This is a genomic window from Lacimicrobium sp. SS2-24 (genome assembly GCF_002201535.1).
Taxonomy (GTDB): Bacteria; Pseudomonadota; Gammaproteobacteria; order Enterobacterales; family Alteromonadaceae; genus Lacimicrobium.
In genome coordinates this window covers 207,534-224,211 of the sequence record NZ_NIWW01000006.1, presented here as the reverse complement: position 1 = coordinate 224,211, position 16,678 = coordinate 207,534, and the positions used below count along the sequence as shown (strand labels likewise).

Genomic DNA, 16,678 nt, shown 5'->3' with positions numbered 1-16,678 from the left:
TCTTTCAATCTTATCCAGACTCGCTGGAAGCCCTTATTCTAGCGTTTTTCAGGCTTTCAGTGCGCTACCTCTTAGGTGGTAGAGCCCCCAGTGTAGCCGATCTTGGGGGCATTGCGCCGTTGATACAGATCAATTTAACTGATTAGCAAGTCCCTATTATCGGCGACATACCCACAACCTCAACACGCAAAAAATGACCAGTAGGGGTGTGACGAACTTACACCTGCAACCATTATAAAATAGGAGTCTGGCATGAGTCAGTTTCTGGACAGGCTAAAATACTTTAAACATATCAAAGGTGAGTTTGCCGCGGGCCACGGCGTCACCACAGATGAAAGCCGCGGGTGGGAGAAAGGCTACCGCCAGCGCTGGCAGCACGACAAGATCGTGCGTTCAACCCATGGTGTGAATTGCACTGGCTCCTGCAGCTGGAAAATTTATGTTAAGGATGGCCTGGTCACTTGGGAAACCCAGCAGACCGACTATCCTCGCACCCGTCCTGACCTACCTAACCATGAACCCAGAGGGTGTCCCCGCGGTGCCAGCTATTCCTGGTATATCTATAGTGCCAACCGGCTCAAATACCCCAAAGTGCGCAAGCGTCTGGTTAAGTTGTGGCGTCAGGCCAAACTCAAGCACCGCGATCCGGTATTGGCCTGGGCCTCAATCGTTGAAGATCCGGCTAAAACCAAGGAGTACAAGCAACAGCGAGGCCTTGGCGGTTTTGTACGTGCAGACTGGAATGAAGTCAACGAGATTATTGCCGCATCGAATGTGTATACCGCCAAAACCTACGGGCCGGACAGGATCACTGGCTTTTCACCGATTCCGGCCATGTCGATGGTGTCCTATGCCGCAGGGGCCCGATATCTGTCTTTAATTGGTGGCAACTGCCTGAGCTTTTATGACTGGTATTGCGATCTGCCCCCTGCGTCACCGCAGGTCTGGGGCGAGCAGACCGATGTGCCTGAATCCGCGGACTGGTACAACTCCAATTATATTATCTGTTGGGGCTCCAATGTGCCGCAGACCCGCACCCCTGACGCGCACTTTCTGACCGAAGTGCGCTACAAGGGAACCAAAGTAATTGGTATCACGCCGGATTACTCTGAAGTGGCCAAGCTAACTGACCAGTGGCTGGCACCCAAGCAGGGCACCGATGCAGCCCTTGCCATGGCGTTTGGTCATGTAATCTTAAAAGAATTCTATGTGGACAAGCAGGTGGAGTATTTCACCGACTATGTGCGCCGCTATACCGATATGCCGATGCTGGTAATCCTTGATGAGCATGAAGAGGGCGGTTACACCCAGGGCCGGTTCCTGCGTGCCTCAGATCTGCTCGATAACCTCGGTCAGGAAAACAATCCGGAATGGAAAACCATCGCCATAGATGAACAGAGTGGTGAGCTGGTCTCTCCTAATGGTTCCATTGGCTATCGCTGGGGAGAAGAGGGCAAAGGTAAAGGCAAGTGGAACCTTAAGCAGCAGACAGGGCAAGACGGCCAGGATGTCAGTCTGCTTTTAAGTCTCAAAGAGCATCATGATGATGTTGTCGCGGTCAACTTCCCCTACTTTGGTGGTCGGGAGCATGAGTATGGCTACTTCCAGCATACCAGCCATGAAGCGGTCATTCCGCGCAAGGTTCCCACAAAAAATCTGACGCTGGCGGATGGCAGTAAAGTCAAAGTGGCCTGTGTTTTCGATCTGACGCTGGCAAATTATGGCGTGGAAAATGGCTACAAAGACCAAAACTGTGCATCAGATTTTGATCAGGATCTGCCTTACACGCCGGCCTGGCAACAAGCCATTACCGGGGTTAAACCTGAACACGTTATCAACGTCGCCCGGGAATTTGCTGACACAGCAGCCAAAACCAAGGGCCGCTCGATGATCATCGTCGGCGCTGGTATGAACCACTGGTACAACATGGATATGAATTACCGTGGCCTGATCAATATGCTGATCATGTGCGGTTGTATTGGCCAGAGCGGCGGCGGTTGGGCCCATTATGTGGGTCAGGAAAAATTGCGGCCACAGACGGGTTGGACACCGCTGGCGTTTGCGCTGGACTGGCAGCGACCACCCCGGCATATGAACGGTACCTCCTTTTTCTATAACCATTCAGACCAATGGCGTTATGAAAAACTGCATATGCAGGAAGTGATATCGCCACTGACAAATAAGGATAAATGGACAGGTTCCATCATCGATTACAATACCCGGGCAGAGCGAATGGGGTGGTTGCCGTCAGCCCCTCAACTGGGTACCAACCCGCTCAATCTGTGTAAAGAAGCAGAGGAAAAGGGCATGGATCCCAAAGACTATGCTGTCCAGCAGCTTAAGTCCGGTGATTTGGAATTCGCTTGTCTGGATCCTGACAATCCGCAGAACTATCCGCGCAATATGTTTATCTGGCGCTCTAATTTACTGGGCTCTTCAGGTAAGGGGCATGAATATATGCTGCGTCACCTGCTTGGCACCAAACATGGTTTGCTGGGTAAGGATCTGGGTGAAGAGGGTGCAGAGAAGCCTGAAGATGTTAAATGGAATGACGAAGCACCGGAAGGTAAGGTTGATTTGCTGGTGACATTGGATTTTCGTATGTCTACCACCTGCCTTTATTCGGACATCGTCCTGCCGACAGCCACCTGGTATGAAAAAGATGATCTGAATACGTCGGATATGCATCCCTTTATTCATCCCCTCTCAAAGGCTGTGGACCCGGTTTGGGAGTCGCGCAGTGACTGGGATATTTTCAAAGGCGTGGCCAAGCGTTTCTCCGAACTCAGTGAAGGTCATTTGGGCGTGGAGAAAGATCTGGTCACCATCCCCATGCAACATGACAGTCCCGGTGAACTGGCACAACCTTTTGGAATTAAAGCATGGTGGAAGGGTGAGTGCGATCTGGTTCCGGGGAAAACGGCGCCCAATATGGTGGTCGTGGAACGGGATTACCCTAATACCTATGCCCGCTTTACCTCATTAGGTCCACTGCTGGATAAACTGGGTAACGGCGGTAAAGGCATTAGCTGGAACACGCAGACTGAGGTGAATTTTCTTGGTGAGCTCAATCAACGTCATATTAAAGACGGTGCTAATAAGGGCCGCCCAAAAATTGAAACAGCCATTGATGCTGCCGAGGTGATTCTGTCGCTGGCTCCCGAAACCAATGGTCAGGTTGCCGTTAAGGCGTGGGAAGCGCTCGGAGCGATTACCGGTATTGATCACACCCACCTGGCACGGCCCAAAGAAGAAGAAAAGATTCGTTTTCGCGATATTGTCGCTCAGCCGCGCAAGATCATTTCATCTCCTACCTGGTCAGGTCTGGAGGATGAACACGTGTCCTATAACGCCGGCTATACCAATGTGCATGAACTGATTCCATGGCGCACCATTACTGGTCGACAGCAGTTCTATCAGGATCATGAGTGGATGCGTGATTTTGGTGAGATGCATTGTCTGTATAAGCCACCGGTCAATCTGAAAACCATTCGACCGGTTCTCAATCAGCTCGGCAACGGCAATAAAGAACTGGTACTGAACTGGATCACGCCACACCAGAAGTGGGGTATTCACAGCACCTACTCCGACAACTTGCTGATGCTGACCCTGTCCCGGGGTGGTCCCATTGTGTGGCTGTCAGAAACGGATGCCGCTGCCGCGAGCATTGAAGATAACGACTGGATCGAAGTGTTTAACGTCAATGGTGCGATTGCCGCCAGGGCAGTGGTTTCTCAGCGGGTGCCCGAGGGCATGAGCATGATGTACCACGCTCAGGAGCGGGTGGTGAATATCCCCGGTTCAGAAACCACAGGTACCCGTGGCGGTATTCACAACTCGGTGACTCGTGCGGTAATGAAGCCCACCCATATGATTGGCGGCTATGCCCAGCAGTCTTACGGTTTCAACTATTACGGTACTGTGGGTTGTAACCGCGATGAATTTGTAGTGGTGCGTAAGATGAGCAAAATCGACTGGCTGGATGATGACAGCACCGATGCCCTTGATGCACAGATGAATGAGCAGGAGAAGTAATATGAATGTCAGCGCACAAATCAGCCACAGTGGCCTGAACCTGGCTTGCTTCGTCCAAGAGCAGGAGAAATAAGATGAAGGTAAGAGCACAAATCGGCATGGTGCTGAACCTGGACAAATGCATAGGCTGCCATACCTGTTCAGTCACCTGCAAAAACGTCTGGACCTCTCGCGAGGGCATGGAATACGCCTGGTTTAACAATGTGGAAACCAAGCCCGGCATCGGCTACCCCAAAGAATGGGAAAACCAGGACAAGTGGAACGGCGGTTGGGTACGCAGTAAAAGTGGCAAGTTGTCACCCAAGCAGGGTGGCAAGGTACGCATACTGGCTAACATTTTTGCTAACCCTGACCTGCCAGAGATCGATGACTACTACGAGCCGTTTGATTTTGACTATCAGCATCTGCACCGGGCAGGGGAGAGCAAGCACCAGCCTATCGCCCGGCCGCGCTCGCTGATTTCAGGTCAGCGCATGGAAAAGATTCACTGGGGGCCAAATTGGGAAGAGATCCTGGGTACCGAATTCTCCAAGCGTCGTAAGGATAAAAACTTTGATCAGATCCAGGCGGATATCTACGGTCAGTTTGAAAAGACCTTTATGATGTATCTGCCCCGTTTGTGTGAGCATTGTCTGAATCCGGCTTGTGTGGCGTCCTGTCCAAGTGGTGCTATTTATAAGCGTGAAGAGGATGGCATTGTCTTGATCGATCAGGACAAATGCCGTGGATGGCGGATGTGCGTATCTGGCTGCCCTTACAAGAAGATTTACTACAACTGGAAAAGTGGCAAATCCGAGAAGTGTATTTTCTGTTATCCGCGTATCGAGGCCGGTCAGCCGACTGTTTGTTCAGAGACTTGTGTTGGTCGGATTCGCTATCTTGGTGTCATGCTCTACGACGCCGATAAGATTGCCGAAGCGGCATCGGTGCCTAACGATAAAGACCTGTATCAGGCGCAATGTGACATTTTCCTTGATCCCTTCAACCCCCGGGTCATTGAAGCGGCGAAAAAAGAAGGCATTCCGCAAAACTGGCTGGATGCGGCACAGCAATCTCCGGTGTACAAAATGGCGATGGAATGGAAAGTGGCTCTGCCGCTACACCCGGAATACCGCACGCTTCCCATGGTCTGGTATGTACCGCCACTGTCACCTATTCAGACTGCGGCAGAAGCAGGCAATGTGGGTATGGACGGGGTGATTCCGGATCTTAAGTCTTTGCGCATCCCGATTAAATATCTGGCCAATTTGCTCACAGCCGGCGAAGAACAGCCTGTCATTCGTGCTCTGGAACGAATGCTGGCCATGCGGTCCTTCAAACGTTCTCAGCAGGTAGATGGTGTCGTTGATACTGAAGTGCTGAATCAGGTAGGCCTTGAAGACTGGCAGGTAGAGGAAATGTATCGCTATATGGCGCTTGCCAACTATGAAGACCGTTTCGTCATTCCCACCAGTCATACCGCTTATGCGGAAAATGCCTATGACATGAAAAGTGGCTGTGGTTTTAGCTTCGGCGATGGTTGTAGCAGCGGTGGTGGCGTAGATCTGTTTGGCGGCAAGGGCCAGGGCGTGCGCCAGGTTATCCCAGTGGATATGAAGGAGTAAGAGATGCAAATTTTATCTTTAATTGCACGGCTGTTGGATTATCCGCAAGCGGAGTTGCTGGAGCACCGGGTAGCCGTTGAGACCCTGATTCTGCAATCTGAACTTGAGTCGGCTCACCAGCAAGGCGTGCTGCAGTTTGTACAAGAGCGTCTGGATGGTGACTTGCTCGACTGGCAGTCAGAATATGATGGTCTGTTTGAACGGGGCCGTTCGCTGTCGCTGCTTATTTACGAGCATATTCACGGTGAATCCCGTGATCGCGGCCAGGCGATGGTCGAACTGCAACGTCAGTATCAGGCCGCGGGTCTGGCCATCAATGCCCATGAACTACCGGACTATTTACCGCTGTTTCTCGAGTTTGTCGCCACGCAGGGCGACAACGCAAGCGGGTGGCTTAGTGATATTGCACCGGTACTGGGTGTGCTGGCAGTGCGTCTTAAAAAGCGTGAGTCAGATTATCATCTGTTACTGGAAGCCTTGTTGTCTTTAGCTGAAGTGGAGCTGGATCTGCACGAGCTGGCCGCTCAGGTGGAAAAGGAAAAACCCGATCATACGCCTAAAGAACTGGACAAAGTGTGGGAAGAAGAAGCGGTAACCTTTGGTGGTGATGCCGTCAATGGTGGATGCCCTGTTAATCAGAACAAACCCAGTGAAACCCAGAGACGAGATCAGGACGTTCCCGTTAATTGGGTAGATGCCGCCCCGGTTTCAACTCAAGCAGCGCGAGGAGCCTGATCATGAACTTTTTCGATATGTTGGTGTTTGGGATTTACCCCTACATCGTTTCGGTGATTTTTTTCTGCGGTTGCTTGTTGCGATATGACAGAAACCAATACACCTGGAAAGCCGGTTCCAGCCAAATGCTGACCAGCAAAAACTTTCGTATCGGTAGTAACCTTTTTCATATTGGTATCATTATGATCTTTGCCGGTCACTTTGCCGGTTTGGTCATTCCTTATGAGGTCTGGGACTGGTTAGGAATTTCACTACCGGCAAAACAACTTATCGCCATGGGAGTGGGCGGGTTTTTCGGGGTGCTGTGTTTTATCGGCATGACCATTCTCGTTTATCGTCGCCTGTTCAATCCCAGAGTCAGGGCTTCGAGCAGCACAATGGATACCACGATTCTGCTGCTGATTTACATCCAGCTAATACTGGGTATTGCGTCAATTTTTGTTTCAACCGGCCATATGGACGGGCATGAGATGAAAAACCTGATGAGTTGGTCGCGTTACTTGCTGACCTTCCGTCCTGCTGAAGCCATTGAGTTTATTGGTGAGGTTCACTGGATTTATCGTGCGCACGTATTCTGGGGAGTAACCTTGTTTGCCCTCTTCCCCTTTAGCCGTCTGGTGCATATCTGGAGCGTACCGGTGAAATATGTGAACCGTAATTATCAGGTGGTCAGACAGAAGTAGTGGAATCAGCCTGTAGGTTGGACTTTAGTCCAACAGCGAAAGCTGCCGTCAGGCATGGTTTCTCGGGATAAATCCCGACCTACAGGTCCATATCAGGTGTCGGGATAAATTTTGTCTTGTATTCGCGTTCCGACCAGCAATAAACCGGAGTAATTTATGATCGTCAGTGATATTCCCAATATCAGCGTGAATCAAAGCCAGATCGATGGCAACAGAATCAGCGCGGAAATGCAGTACCACCCGGCCGACAGCCGCCGGGGAGCCATGGTGAAAGCGACACAGGCACTGATCATCAGTGAAGTGGTGCGACAAAGAGCGATAGAAGTGGGAGTCTGGCCGGCGGATAAACCACTGGAGAGTCACCAGGAAGAGTCGTTAATTGAACAGCTAATTGAAACCGACACCCATCTTCCTTGTGCGACCAGGACAGAGTGTGAGCACTTTTATCAGACTAACGAGGAGAAGTTCCGTACAGCCCCCTTGCTTGAGGTCCGGCATATATTATTGGTAGCCGATCCGGATGATATTCAGCAGCGTGGCGAGGCACGTGAAGTGGCGGATTCCTTGCTTAAGCAGTTGTCAGAAAACCCTGCTGAATTTGCTGAACTGGCGTCACGTCACTCTGGATGTCCGTCTGCACAGATGGGGGGGAACCTCGGACAGATTACCAAAGGCCAGACCGTGCCTGAGTTTGAACGGCAGATTTTTGCTGCTTCTGAAGGACTGATGAGGACCCCGGTGGAGAGTCGTTATGGTTTCCACCTGATCGATATTGTCAGGCGGGTAGAAGGTAAACCGTTGCCCTTTGAGCATGTTAAACAGGATATTCAGGAATATCTGGATACGAAGGTCAAGCGCAAGACCATTGCTCAATATATCACCACATTACTGAGTGAGGCTGATATTCAGGGGTTCGATTTCGGTCTGGACGGTTCACCGCTGATGCAGTGAGTGGCTTAGCGAGGGTGGGGGGAGGAGTTAGGTGTAAGGGGCACTGACAGCCAGTGTAGCCTGCAAGCAGTAGGTAGGGTTTCAACCCGACAATGAACTCTGGCTATGAAGAATTTGTCGGGATACACCCCGACCTACTTTCAATTGTGCCTCCATGGTTTATTAATCTAATGAGCAATGACAATCCCTTTACGGCTAAATGGTCGGCACAAGGACATACATTGTGCCTCGGCCATTGGGTGATCCATTATCAGGGACTGCCAATAACATTGCCCTCTGAACGGGCTGAAAACGATATGGACACCTATGGTAACTTCAGTTACCTGTTTCCCGATGAAGATGACTTTATCGAAGGAACGCCGGAAGTAGAGTGGATTGAACAGAATATTCATTGGCTGGCGGAGGTGTTTGAACAGCATCGTATTCCGCTGGATGAGGAACACCTGTGCTGGTTTTATCGTGCCGTGAATGCGGCAGACTGGCGTTGTGGCAGTTGCGGAGGCTGCATTTAATAAAAAGCCCTAATTCTGTCTCCGTTAGTTACTTTTGTTGCATGCTGAACAGTCCTGGCAGCAGCTCATCGGCTCGCCAGCTTTGATAAGTGTCATTGTCACAGGTGGCGTAAACCATAACGCCGGGATCAAAAAACTCTGCAATGACCTGGCGACAGGCGCCGCATGGGGAATACAGTTTTTCTCCGGGCATATAAATCAGCATCGCGGCAAATTCCTGCGCCTTGTGTCCCTGTGCTATAGCACTGTATATGGCGGTTCTTTCTGCGCAATTGGATAAGCCGTAACTGGCATTTTCCACATTACATCCCGCAATAATCTGCCCATTATCTAACATTAGTGCTGCGCCAACAGGGAACTGGCTATAGGGGATGTAGGCGCTGTTCGAAGCCTCCCGGGCAACGGCCCTGGCTTTTAGCAATGATTCAGTCAGCATTGTGTGTAGATGACCTCAATTAAAAAGAGATGGAATCATAACCTCTGTTGCCTCATGGTAACAGCCACGCGGTTACGCTGATTTAGGGCGAAAAGGATTAATTATCTCCTCATGACACTCAAGGTATGGTCCGTCCATCAGATCCAGGCAGTAAGGCACCGCCGGGAACACCGCATCCAGGCATTGGCGGATGGCCTTCGGTTTGCCTGGTAGATTAATGATCAGCGATTGCCCCCGCAGACCGGCTGTCTGACGTGAAAGTATCGCTGTAGGTACGTATTTAAGGCTCTCCTGACGCATCAGTTCACCAAAGCCGGGCATCATGCGATCGCATACCGCTTCAGTGGCTTCCGGGGTGACATCCCGTTTGGCCGGACCGGTGCCGCCAGTGGTGACTACCAGGGCACAGCCTTCGTTATCAACCAGTTCCGCCAATGCCTGTTCAATCAACGGCTGTTCATCTTCGACTATTCGGTATACCGGTTGCCACTCACTGCTCAGATAGGCGTTGAGTGTATCGATAATGGCGGGGCCGGAGAGGTCTTCATACTCACCCCGGCTGGCGCGATCACTGACGGTCAAAATTCCTATTCTGGCTGACATAGAATGTCCTTCTGTCTCGTTGAGGGCCTATCCTAGCGGCAATTGTCTTTGTGAACAATCGCACAAAAGGGGTAGGAGGTTGCGCCAGATCAACACCTGTCCGGCATGGATTTGCATAATAGCCGCCAGTGTTTTTTAACAAATCGTGCCTATGTATCCTGAATTACTCTCACCGGCAGGCAGCCTCAAAGCCATGCGTTATGCCTTTGCCTATGGTGCCGATGCGGTCTACGCCGGCTTACCCCGTTACAGTTTGCGGGTGCGCAACAATGGTTTTGATCTGGATAGCCTGGCGCAGGGAATATCTGAGGCCCATGCATTGGGAAAACAGTTTTATGTGGTGCTGAACATCGCCCCACATAACGCCAAGTTAAAGACTTTTGTCGAGGACGTGGCACCGATTGCGGAGATGTCTCCTGATGCCTTTATTGTCTCTGACCCGGGCGTCATCTGGCTGCTCAAAGGGCATTTTCCTGATGTACCGCTGCACCTGTCGGTACAGGCGAATACCATGAACTGGGCGGCGGTAAAATTCTGGCAACAGATGGGCATTGAGCGGGTAATTTTATCCAGAGAGCTTTCTCTGCAGGAAATCGAAGGTATTCGTGCAGAAGTGCCCGATATGGAGCTGGAAGTATTTGTTCATGGTGCCTTATGCATGGCCTACTCAGGTCGCTGTCTTTTATCGGGCTACATGGATAAGAGGGATCCCAATCAGGGCGCCTGTAACAATGCCTGCCGCTGGCAGTATGACGTTACCGATGCGCAGGAGCAGTTAAATGGCGATCTTATCCCGGTTCATAGCGAGGATTCATGCTCCGGCGTACAGCATTACCGGGCCCCAGAGCCGAAGCTGCTGACGGAAAAACAACGCCCTGATTCGCCGATGCCCATGTACGAGGATGAGCACGGTACCTATATCCTGAACTCCAAAGACTTACGGGCCATCCAGCATGTGCCGAGACTGATTCAGGCAGGGGTCCATTCTTTAAAAATCGAGGGGCGCACCAAGTCCTTTTATTATGTGGCCCGCACGGCGCAGCTTTACCGTCAGGCTATCGACAATGCGCTGGCCGGTAAACCTTTTGATGAGGCTTTGATGATGGAGCTGGAAGGACTGGCATCGCGGGGTTATACGGAAGGATTCTTGCGTCGTCATATTCCCCAATCTGAGCTACAGAACTACCAGCAAGGCGCATCCCTGAGTGACAAGCAGCAATTCGTTGGTGAGGTACTTGGCCGGGATAAAGACACCCAGTTGATAGAGGTTGAGGTTAAAAACCACTTTGCCGTGGGCGATAACATGATGCTGATGACACCGACAGGGAATCATCGTTTTGTGTTAGAGCAGCTGTTTGACCCACATCACAAGCCACAGTCTGTGGCGCCGGGCTCAGGCCACCGTCGCTTTTTGCCCTTACCACCCGAGATCTCTACCGACTATGGCCTGTTAATTCGCTGTGATAAGGAGTGACCTGATGAGTTTGTTGATTACTGAAGACTGTATCAATTGTGACCTGTGTGAGCCCGAGTGCCCCAACGAAGCGATTAAGATGGGGAAGAGTATTTACGAGATTGATCCCAATCTTTGTACTGAATGTGAAGGTTATTACGATACTCCCGCCTGCATCGCCGTCTGCCCGCTGGATTGTATCGAGCCGTTGAATTAGTTGTAAAAGTCTTCAGTTGTCAGCTTTCAGTTATTAGAAATACTTCTGCTACGCCTAACGACTTTATGTTCCGGTTAGAACAGGGCATTGGATTCCCGAACAAAACAAGCGGGAATGTCCCCTCAGCTTTCTCAGTGGCTCTGCGGTTAAACACTTATCGGTGCTTAACCCGGCACCAGCTCTACGAGGTCGCCTTCGCGGTCAAAGGTCAGGAAATCACTGATCATGCCAGACTGAATCTTGCTCATCATCATGCGCAGGGGCTGGGAGGCTTCATCAGAATTAGGCGCAAATCCACCACGGCCGTCCATGGCTGAGATAAACACGATATCCCAGTCAATACCGGTCTGCTTCGACTCTTCCACTAAAGCGTCAAAATCTTCGGCTTCGGAAGGCAGTTTGTCTACACAAAGAACGGGATTTAATGCGCCGCCACCACCCTGTTCAAATTCCTGCTGCTGTTTTTCGGTATGGCCTGTGGGTAATTCAGCACAGGCGAACACAAACAACAAACGTTGAGGCTCGTGCTGTTGATAGCAGGCAAGAATAAGATCCTGATAAGACGTGATTTGCATAATGTTCTCCTCAAATGGCAAGGGGCAGTTTATCTCACTCTTCTTTTCATTCTTTGGCAATTAACGGGCATGACCCATACCCCTTTGTGGGTAGTTCCCTAAAAGCCCCACTGTGCTGGGCTTGTGACGGTTCTTCTGCTTCACAGCCCACAAGAGTTGCGTACTTTTGATCCAGATCAATTTAAATAATCTCTGTCTGTCTAGGCTTAAACACAATATATGGTGTTAATAAAAGTAAATAGGCACAAGATATGTTGTTAGCTACAGAAAGACCTTTCAACAGCTTTCCCCCGCAAATCTGTTTTCAGGAAGTGCCCGATGAAGTTTCCCTGGCCTTTACCATAACCGGCTGTCCTCTGGCCTGTGCTGGTTGTCATAGTCGTGACACCTGGGATCCTGACAAGGGGGACGCCCTTACTGATGCCACTTTTGAAGTCTGGCTTGAGCGATATCAGCACTTGATCACCTGTGTGCTGTTTTTCGGTGGTGAATGGCATCCCGATGTGCTGCTTAACAAACTGCGCATTGCCCGTCAGGCAGGCCTTAAAACCTGTTTGTATACGGGTATGAACAGCGTGCCTGCGCGTCTGCAAAGCCAGCTTGATTATCTTAAAACCGGCCGCTGGCACACCGAACTCGGCGGCCTCGATAGTGCCACCACCAACCAGAAGTTTCTTGAGCTTGGCAGTGGCAATTTACTCAACTTTCGTTTTCAGGAGAATAACCATGTTGCCGCTTAATCCTCAGCAACTGCAAAACAAACTGGACTTTATCCGTGATTATCAACAGGCCGCCAACGCGGCTGATGGTTCGAAGCTCGATGCTAATGCCAATGTCACCCATAAAAATATCGCCACGCTCGAAGCCGAACTGATGAAGGACTTCTTTATTCAGGTTAACCGCGCTCAGGTAAAGAACAAGATTGCTGAGCTGTTTGATACACAGCTGGCCGATGAGTATGTGCGCCAGATAGAAGATCATGAGATCTATGTACATGACGAAACCAGCCTTAAGCCCTATTGTACGTCCATTACCATGTACCCCTTTTTGCTCAAAGGGCTGACAGAGCTTGGTGGTGAGTCAAAAGCGCCTCAGCACCTGGAGTCCTTCTGCGGTAGTTTTGTGAACCTGGTGTTTGCCATCAGTGCGCAGTTTGCCGGGGCAGTCGCTACGGTAGAGTTTCTCACTTACTTTGATTATTTTGCGCGCAAGGATTACGGCGAAGATTACTTGCACACTCATACCAAGGCGATAGAAAACCATCTTCAACATGTGGTCTATGCGTTAAATCAACCCGCCGCTGCTCGTGGCTATCAGAGTGTGTTCTGGAATATCTCGGTGTATGACAGTTACTATTTTGACGCTATGTTTGGCCAGTTTGTCTTCCCCGATATGAGTAAGCCCGAGTGGACATCTGTCAACGCGTTGCAGGGCTTTTTCCTCGACTGGTTCAACCGTGAGCGAAATAAAACCATCCTGACTTTTCCAGTTGTCACCGCAGCGATGCTGACCAAAGACGGGGCAGTAAAAGATAAAGCCTTTGCCCGTACCTGTGCCCACAATATGAGTGAGGGCGGCTCATTTTTTGTGTATCAGTCGCAAAGTGCCGATTCGTTAGCCTCCTGTTGCCGTTTGCGTAATGAAATCAGTGACAACACCTTTTCTTACAGTTTAGGGGCAGGGGGTGTGGCAACCGGGTCGATAAATGTGATTACCATCAATATGAATCGCCTGGTGCAGGATGGTCGCGATCTGGCCACTGAGGTGGACAAGATCCAGAAATATCAGGTGGCCTACCGCAAACTGATGGAGGAGCATCAGGCCAATGGCATGTTGCCGGTATACGATGCCGGCTTTATCAGCCTGGATAAGCAGTTTCTGACCATAGGGGTAAACGGTATGGTGGAAGCGGCGGAATATCTGGGGATCAGACCGGGACTGAATCAGGACTACCAGCGCTTTATCGATGAAAAATTAAAGGTGATCTATGACGCTAACCGGGTAGCCCGTAAAACCTGGGGCTATATGTTTAATACCGAGTTTGTACCGGCTGAGAATCTTGGCATTAAAAATGCCAACTGGGACAGAAAAGACGGCTATCAGGTGCCAAGAGATTGCTACAACAGTTATTTCTATGTGGTCGAAGATGAGCAGATCAACCATCTGGATAAGTTTGTGCTGCATGGTGAACAGATGACCCGCTATCTGGATGGCGGTTCAGCATTGCATCTGAATCTTGAAGAAAAGCTAACTGAACAGAACTTTTTGAATTTGTATAACATTGCTGCCCGTACCGGATGCAATTACTTTTGTGTGAATGTGCGCATTACCATCTGTAATCACTGTGAGCATATCGACAAGCGCAGCCTTAAGCGTTGCAGTGAATGTGGTTCTGAGGATATTGATTATGGCACCCGGGTCATCGGTTATTTAAAGCGGGTATCAGCGTTCAGTGAAGGCCGACGACTGGAGCATGACTTGCGTTATTACCACAAGGAACGGGCAAACGTTTCTGGTGAATATGTCCCTGCAGTGTCAGCCTGAAATATTAATCCCGGCCCTATGGTTTAATACACCTGGGCCGGGTTTGGTTGGTACCACCGGCTCGATACCAGCATCTATTTGAAGAAGAATAGGATGTGGTTAACCGAGCAATCGATGTGTTCAGTCTTAAAAAATATCTGGCTTTGCAGTGGCCAGATAAAAAATACCCACTAGTTGAGCCAATGCCAGCAAGGCAGCGATACGCTTCACGGGCACCTGGCCTGAGATTCTGAGGGCAATGAGTCCGGCCACAATATAGCCTATAAGTAGCAGGAGCTTGATCCCAAGCCAGGCATGAGCAAAGGGGTTCCAGGGACCAAGGGCAACAAGTAAAAACGCAAAGGTCAGCAACAGACTATCGTTGATATGAGGAATATAGCTCAAAACGCTTTTTCGCCAGGCTTGGTAGCCAACTTGATCCATAAGCACTCTGGCTACAAATAAGAGTGCGCTGAGGTACGCAAACAGCATATGCATGTGTTTGATTGGCAGATAATATTCCATTGATACTCCCTATTCCCAGTGATGATGTTGTTGTCTTTTTATGGGGAGGGGTCACCGTGTTACTGAAATCAGGACGCGCCCCATTGCAGCACTCACATTGGTGCTTTATCTACATAGTAACTGACACGTAAACGCGGATTTAAGTACTCATAGACAGGTTGCGGCAATTGACTGGGTTTGATGGCCTTTACTATCTTGAGATTATTATCCTTCAGGTCCAATAAAGGCGCTTCAGTCCTGGGGATGTTTTCATCGTATACAATGATACTCGGGTGAAGCAGATCATTGGTGTTGACTGACATCACCAGCCCAATACTTTTATCACTTAATTGAACGACGGTACCCGGAGGATAAATCCCCAGTAGCTTGACGAACAGCTTGAGTTCTTTTTCCGGTAGTTTACTGCGCATGGATTTGAACATATAGGACAGCGCGCTGTATGGAATTCGGGCGTTTTCGGGCTCCCTAGGGTGGCATAGTGAGTCGTAGCTATTCACCAGAATAAGCAGTGGCGCCAGCGGATGAAGATCCTGTTGCTTGAGACCTTTTGGATAACCCGAGCCATCCATATACTCGTGATGCTGCAAAGCCAGTGTGAGTATGGCTTTTTCCAGTTGCGGCGCGTGCTCTAATAATTGCACCGTGTATTGGCTGTGCATCTTCAGCATGTTGGCTTCGGGTTTTGTCAGGGCTGTTGGCTTGCGCAATATCTGAGAGGGAATTTTTTGTTTACCGATATCATGAAATAACGCTGCCTGACCAAGTATCATGCATTCGGCTTTGCTGATACCGCATTGTTTGGCCAGCATCAGTGCCAGTACGCATACGTTCAGCGAATGATAGTAAAGATCCTCCTGCTGATTATCCGTATTCATTAAATGCAGTATCGCGCCGTTCTCACTGAGAATGGTTTCCACCAGATTGCCTACCAGTGCGTTCGATTCTTCTATCGCTTGCAGTGGCCTGCTGCTGAGTTTGTTCATCAGGCTGCGTACCTGAGACAAACTTTGGCCGTAAGCCTTTTCGGTTTTTTGCAGGCTTCTGCGAAACTTTTTTAGCTCCTCAATACGCTGCTTCTTCTCGTCTTCCATTTCTTCTCGCAGGGCATCCACCGGCTGAGCTGGTTCTTCTTCAGCAGGGGCGGCTGTAAACTCAGGAGTAGGTTGTACCTGGCTTTTGCTGCCGTCGATAATGACAAAAGGCAGTTTAAGTGAACGGATAATTCGGATTTGCTCGGTTTTAGTGAGTAGAAAGCTGTTTCTCATGAAGGGGTGCTTCATCCAGCCAGAGGGAAGCCGGACATACATGCCCAGTTGAAGCATATCGGGGTGAATTTTGACTCGGCTCATGTGCAACTGATGTGATGAAAACTGTGACCAGTATAACGCGGCGACTGCACAGGTGTTAATGTGGAGTAGAAGAGATGTCTTCCAACTGTTTATCTGAAGTAAGAATGTGGGCCTGATACCAATCAGCCAAATGTCTTAGTTGATCGGTCAGAGACTCAACTGACAGGTTGATATCGCTGTGCAGGCGATCACAAAAGCCGCGGAGTGCTTCCAGATAATGCTTATGTTGCAGTCGGTGAAGAGTAAACTGATCACCAGTGCATTCAGAAAATAAGGCTTCCTCTTCACGAAAGTGAGTCACTGTATCCTGATATAACGCCTCGGCATTGGCTAAAACTGTGTCCTGTTTTGCATTGTCTTTAATCCGCAGGTACAGCTTATTGACTGATTCAAATAGATGCGCATGCTGCTCGTTAACACGGGTATGGTTGTAAATGACACAATGGTGAGACCACAACAGCAGCTCGGTAGGCATGA

General features: G+C 50.0%; 16 protein-coding genes. 10 read left to right on the top strand and 6 right to left on the bottom strand.

Annotated elements, in window-relative coordinates; all coding sequences use genetic code 11:
* Positions 1-252 precede the first annotated feature (252 nt).
* The 6 genes from CCY32_RS12005 (at position 253) to CCY32_RS11980 (ending at position 8,520) form a co-directional block, all read left to right on the top strand.
* Positions 253-4,035, top strand: a complete 3,783-nt coding sequence (locus CCY32_RS12005; protein ID WP_088331005.1) for a nitrate reductase subunit alpha — start codon at positions 253-255, stop codon at positions 4,033-4,035.
* 74 nt (positions 4,036-4,109) lie between these two features.
* Positions 4,110-5,639 (top strand): nitrate reductase subunit beta, encoded by a 1,530-nt coding sequence (gene narH / locus CCY32_RS12000; protein WP_088331003.1) that lies wholly within the window; start codon positions 4,110-4,112, stop codon positions 5,637-5,639.
* A gap of 3 nt (positions 5,640-5,642) precedes the next feature.
* A complete protein-coding gene (narJ, locus tag CCY32_RS11995; protein ID WP_088331001.1) occupies positions 5,643-6,374 on the top strand; it encodes a nitrate reductase molybdenum cofactor assembly chaperone in 732 nt (243 codons plus the stop codon).
* A gap of 2 nt (positions 6,375-6,376) precedes the next feature.
* Positions 6,377-7,057: a respiratory nitrate reductase subunit gamma gene (narI, locus tag CCY32_RS11990; protein WP_088330999.1), complete on the top strand. Its 681-nt coding sequence runs from the start codon at positions 6,377-6,379 to the stop codon at positions 7,055-7,057.
* 156 nt (positions 7,058-7,213) lie between these two features.
* Positions 7,214-8,008, top strand: coding sequence for a peptidylprolyl isomerase (locus CCY32_RS11985; protein ID WP_088330998.1), 795 nt, complete (start codon positions 7,214-7,216; stop codon positions 8,006-8,008).
* Between the two features lie 170 nt (positions 8,009-8,178).
* Positions 8,179-8,520, top strand: coding sequence for a hypothetical protein (locus CCY32_RS11980; protein WP_088331058.1), 342 nt, complete (start codon positions 8,179-8,181; stop codon positions 8,518-8,520).
* 28 nt (positions 8,521-8,548) lie between these two features.
* On the opposite strand, the gene CCY32_RS11975 is transcribed toward CCY32_RS11980, so the two are convergent.
* Together CCY32_RS11975 and mog are read right to left on the bottom strand one after the other, a co-directional pair.
* Positions 8,549-8,956, bottom strand: a complete 408-nt coding sequence (locus CCY32_RS11975; RefSeq protein WP_088330997.1) for a cytidine deaminase — start codon at positions 8,954-8,956, stop codon at positions 8,549-8,551.
* 72 nt (positions 8,957-9,028) lie between these two features.
* Positions 9,029-9,559, bottom strand: coding sequence for a molybdopterin adenylyltransferase (gene mog / locus CCY32_RS11970; protein ID WP_088330996.1), 531 nt, complete (start codon positions 9,557-9,559; stop codon positions 9,029-9,031).
* Between the two features lie 151 nt (positions 9,560-9,710).
* Between mog and yegQ the strand changes: the two genes are divergently transcribed.
* Both yegQ and CCY32_RS11960 read left to right on the top strand, forming a co-directional pair.
* Entirely contained in the window at positions 9,711-11,033 is a 1,323-nt protein-coding gene (gene yegQ / locus CCY32_RS11965; protein ID WP_088330995.1) for a tRNA 5-hydroxyuridine modification protein YegQ, read from the top strand.
* Positions 11,034-11,037: 4 nt separating this feature from the next.
* On the top strand, positions 11,038-11,229 hold the full coding sequence (locus CCY32_RS11960) for a YfhL family 4Fe-4S dicluster ferredoxin (protein WP_088330994.1): 192 nt from the start codon (positions 11,038-11,040) through the stop codon (positions 11,227-11,229).
* 164 nt (positions 11,230-11,393) lie between these two features.
* Here the strand turns inward: CCY32_RS11960 and CCY32_RS11955 are convergent, their stop codons facing one another.
* Positions 11,394-11,804 (bottom strand): ribonucleotide reductase subunit alpha, encoded by a 411-nt coding sequence (locus CCY32_RS11955; protein ID WP_088330993.1) that lies wholly within the window; start codon positions 11,802-11,804, stop codon positions 11,394-11,396.
* 251 nt (positions 11,805-12,055) lie between these two features.
* Here CCY32_RS11955 and nrdG point away from each other — a divergent pair, with 251 nt between their 5' ends.
* Complete coding sequence (nrdG, locus tag CCY32_RS11950) at positions 12,056-12,544, top strand: anaerobic ribonucleoside-triphosphate reductase activating protein (protein WP_088330992.1); 489 nt, start codon at positions 12,056-12,058, stop codon at positions 12,542-12,544.
* On the top strand, positions 12,531-14,348 hold the full coding sequence (gene nrdD / locus CCY32_RS11945) for an anaerobic ribonucleoside-triphosphate reductase (protein WP_088330991.1): 1,818 nt from the start codon (positions 12,531-12,533) through the stop codon (positions 14,346-14,348). Before nrdG ends, nrdD begins: the two co-directional genes overlap by 14 nt.
* A 126-nt stretch (positions 14,349-14,474) precedes the next feature.
* Here nrdD and CCY32_RS11940 read toward each other — a convergent pair whose 3' ends face one another.
* The 3 genes from CCY32_RS11940 to CCY32_RS11930 form a co-directional block, all read right to left on the bottom strand.
* On the bottom strand, positions 14,475-14,852 hold the full coding sequence (locus tag CCY32_RS11940; protein ID WP_088330990.1) for a SirB2 family protein: 378 nt from the start codon (positions 14,850-14,852) through the stop codon (positions 14,475-14,477).
* A 92-nt stretch (positions 14,853-14,944) separates the two neighbouring features.
* Positions 14,945-16,201, bottom strand: coding sequence for an HD-GYP domain-containing protein (locus tag CCY32_RS11935; protein ID WP_088330988.1), 1,257 nt, complete (start codon positions 16,199-16,201; stop codon positions 14,945-14,947).
* A 55-nt stretch (positions 16,202-16,256) separates the two neighbouring features.
* The gene (locus tag CCY32_RS11930) at positions 16,257-16,676 is read right to left on the bottom strand and encodes a hemerythrin family protein (RefSeq protein ID WP_088330986.1); all 420 of its coding nucleotides are present in this window, start codon (positions 16,674-16,676) and stop codon (positions 16,257-16,259) included.
* Between the last annotated feature and the right edge of the window lie 2 nt (positions 16,677-16,678).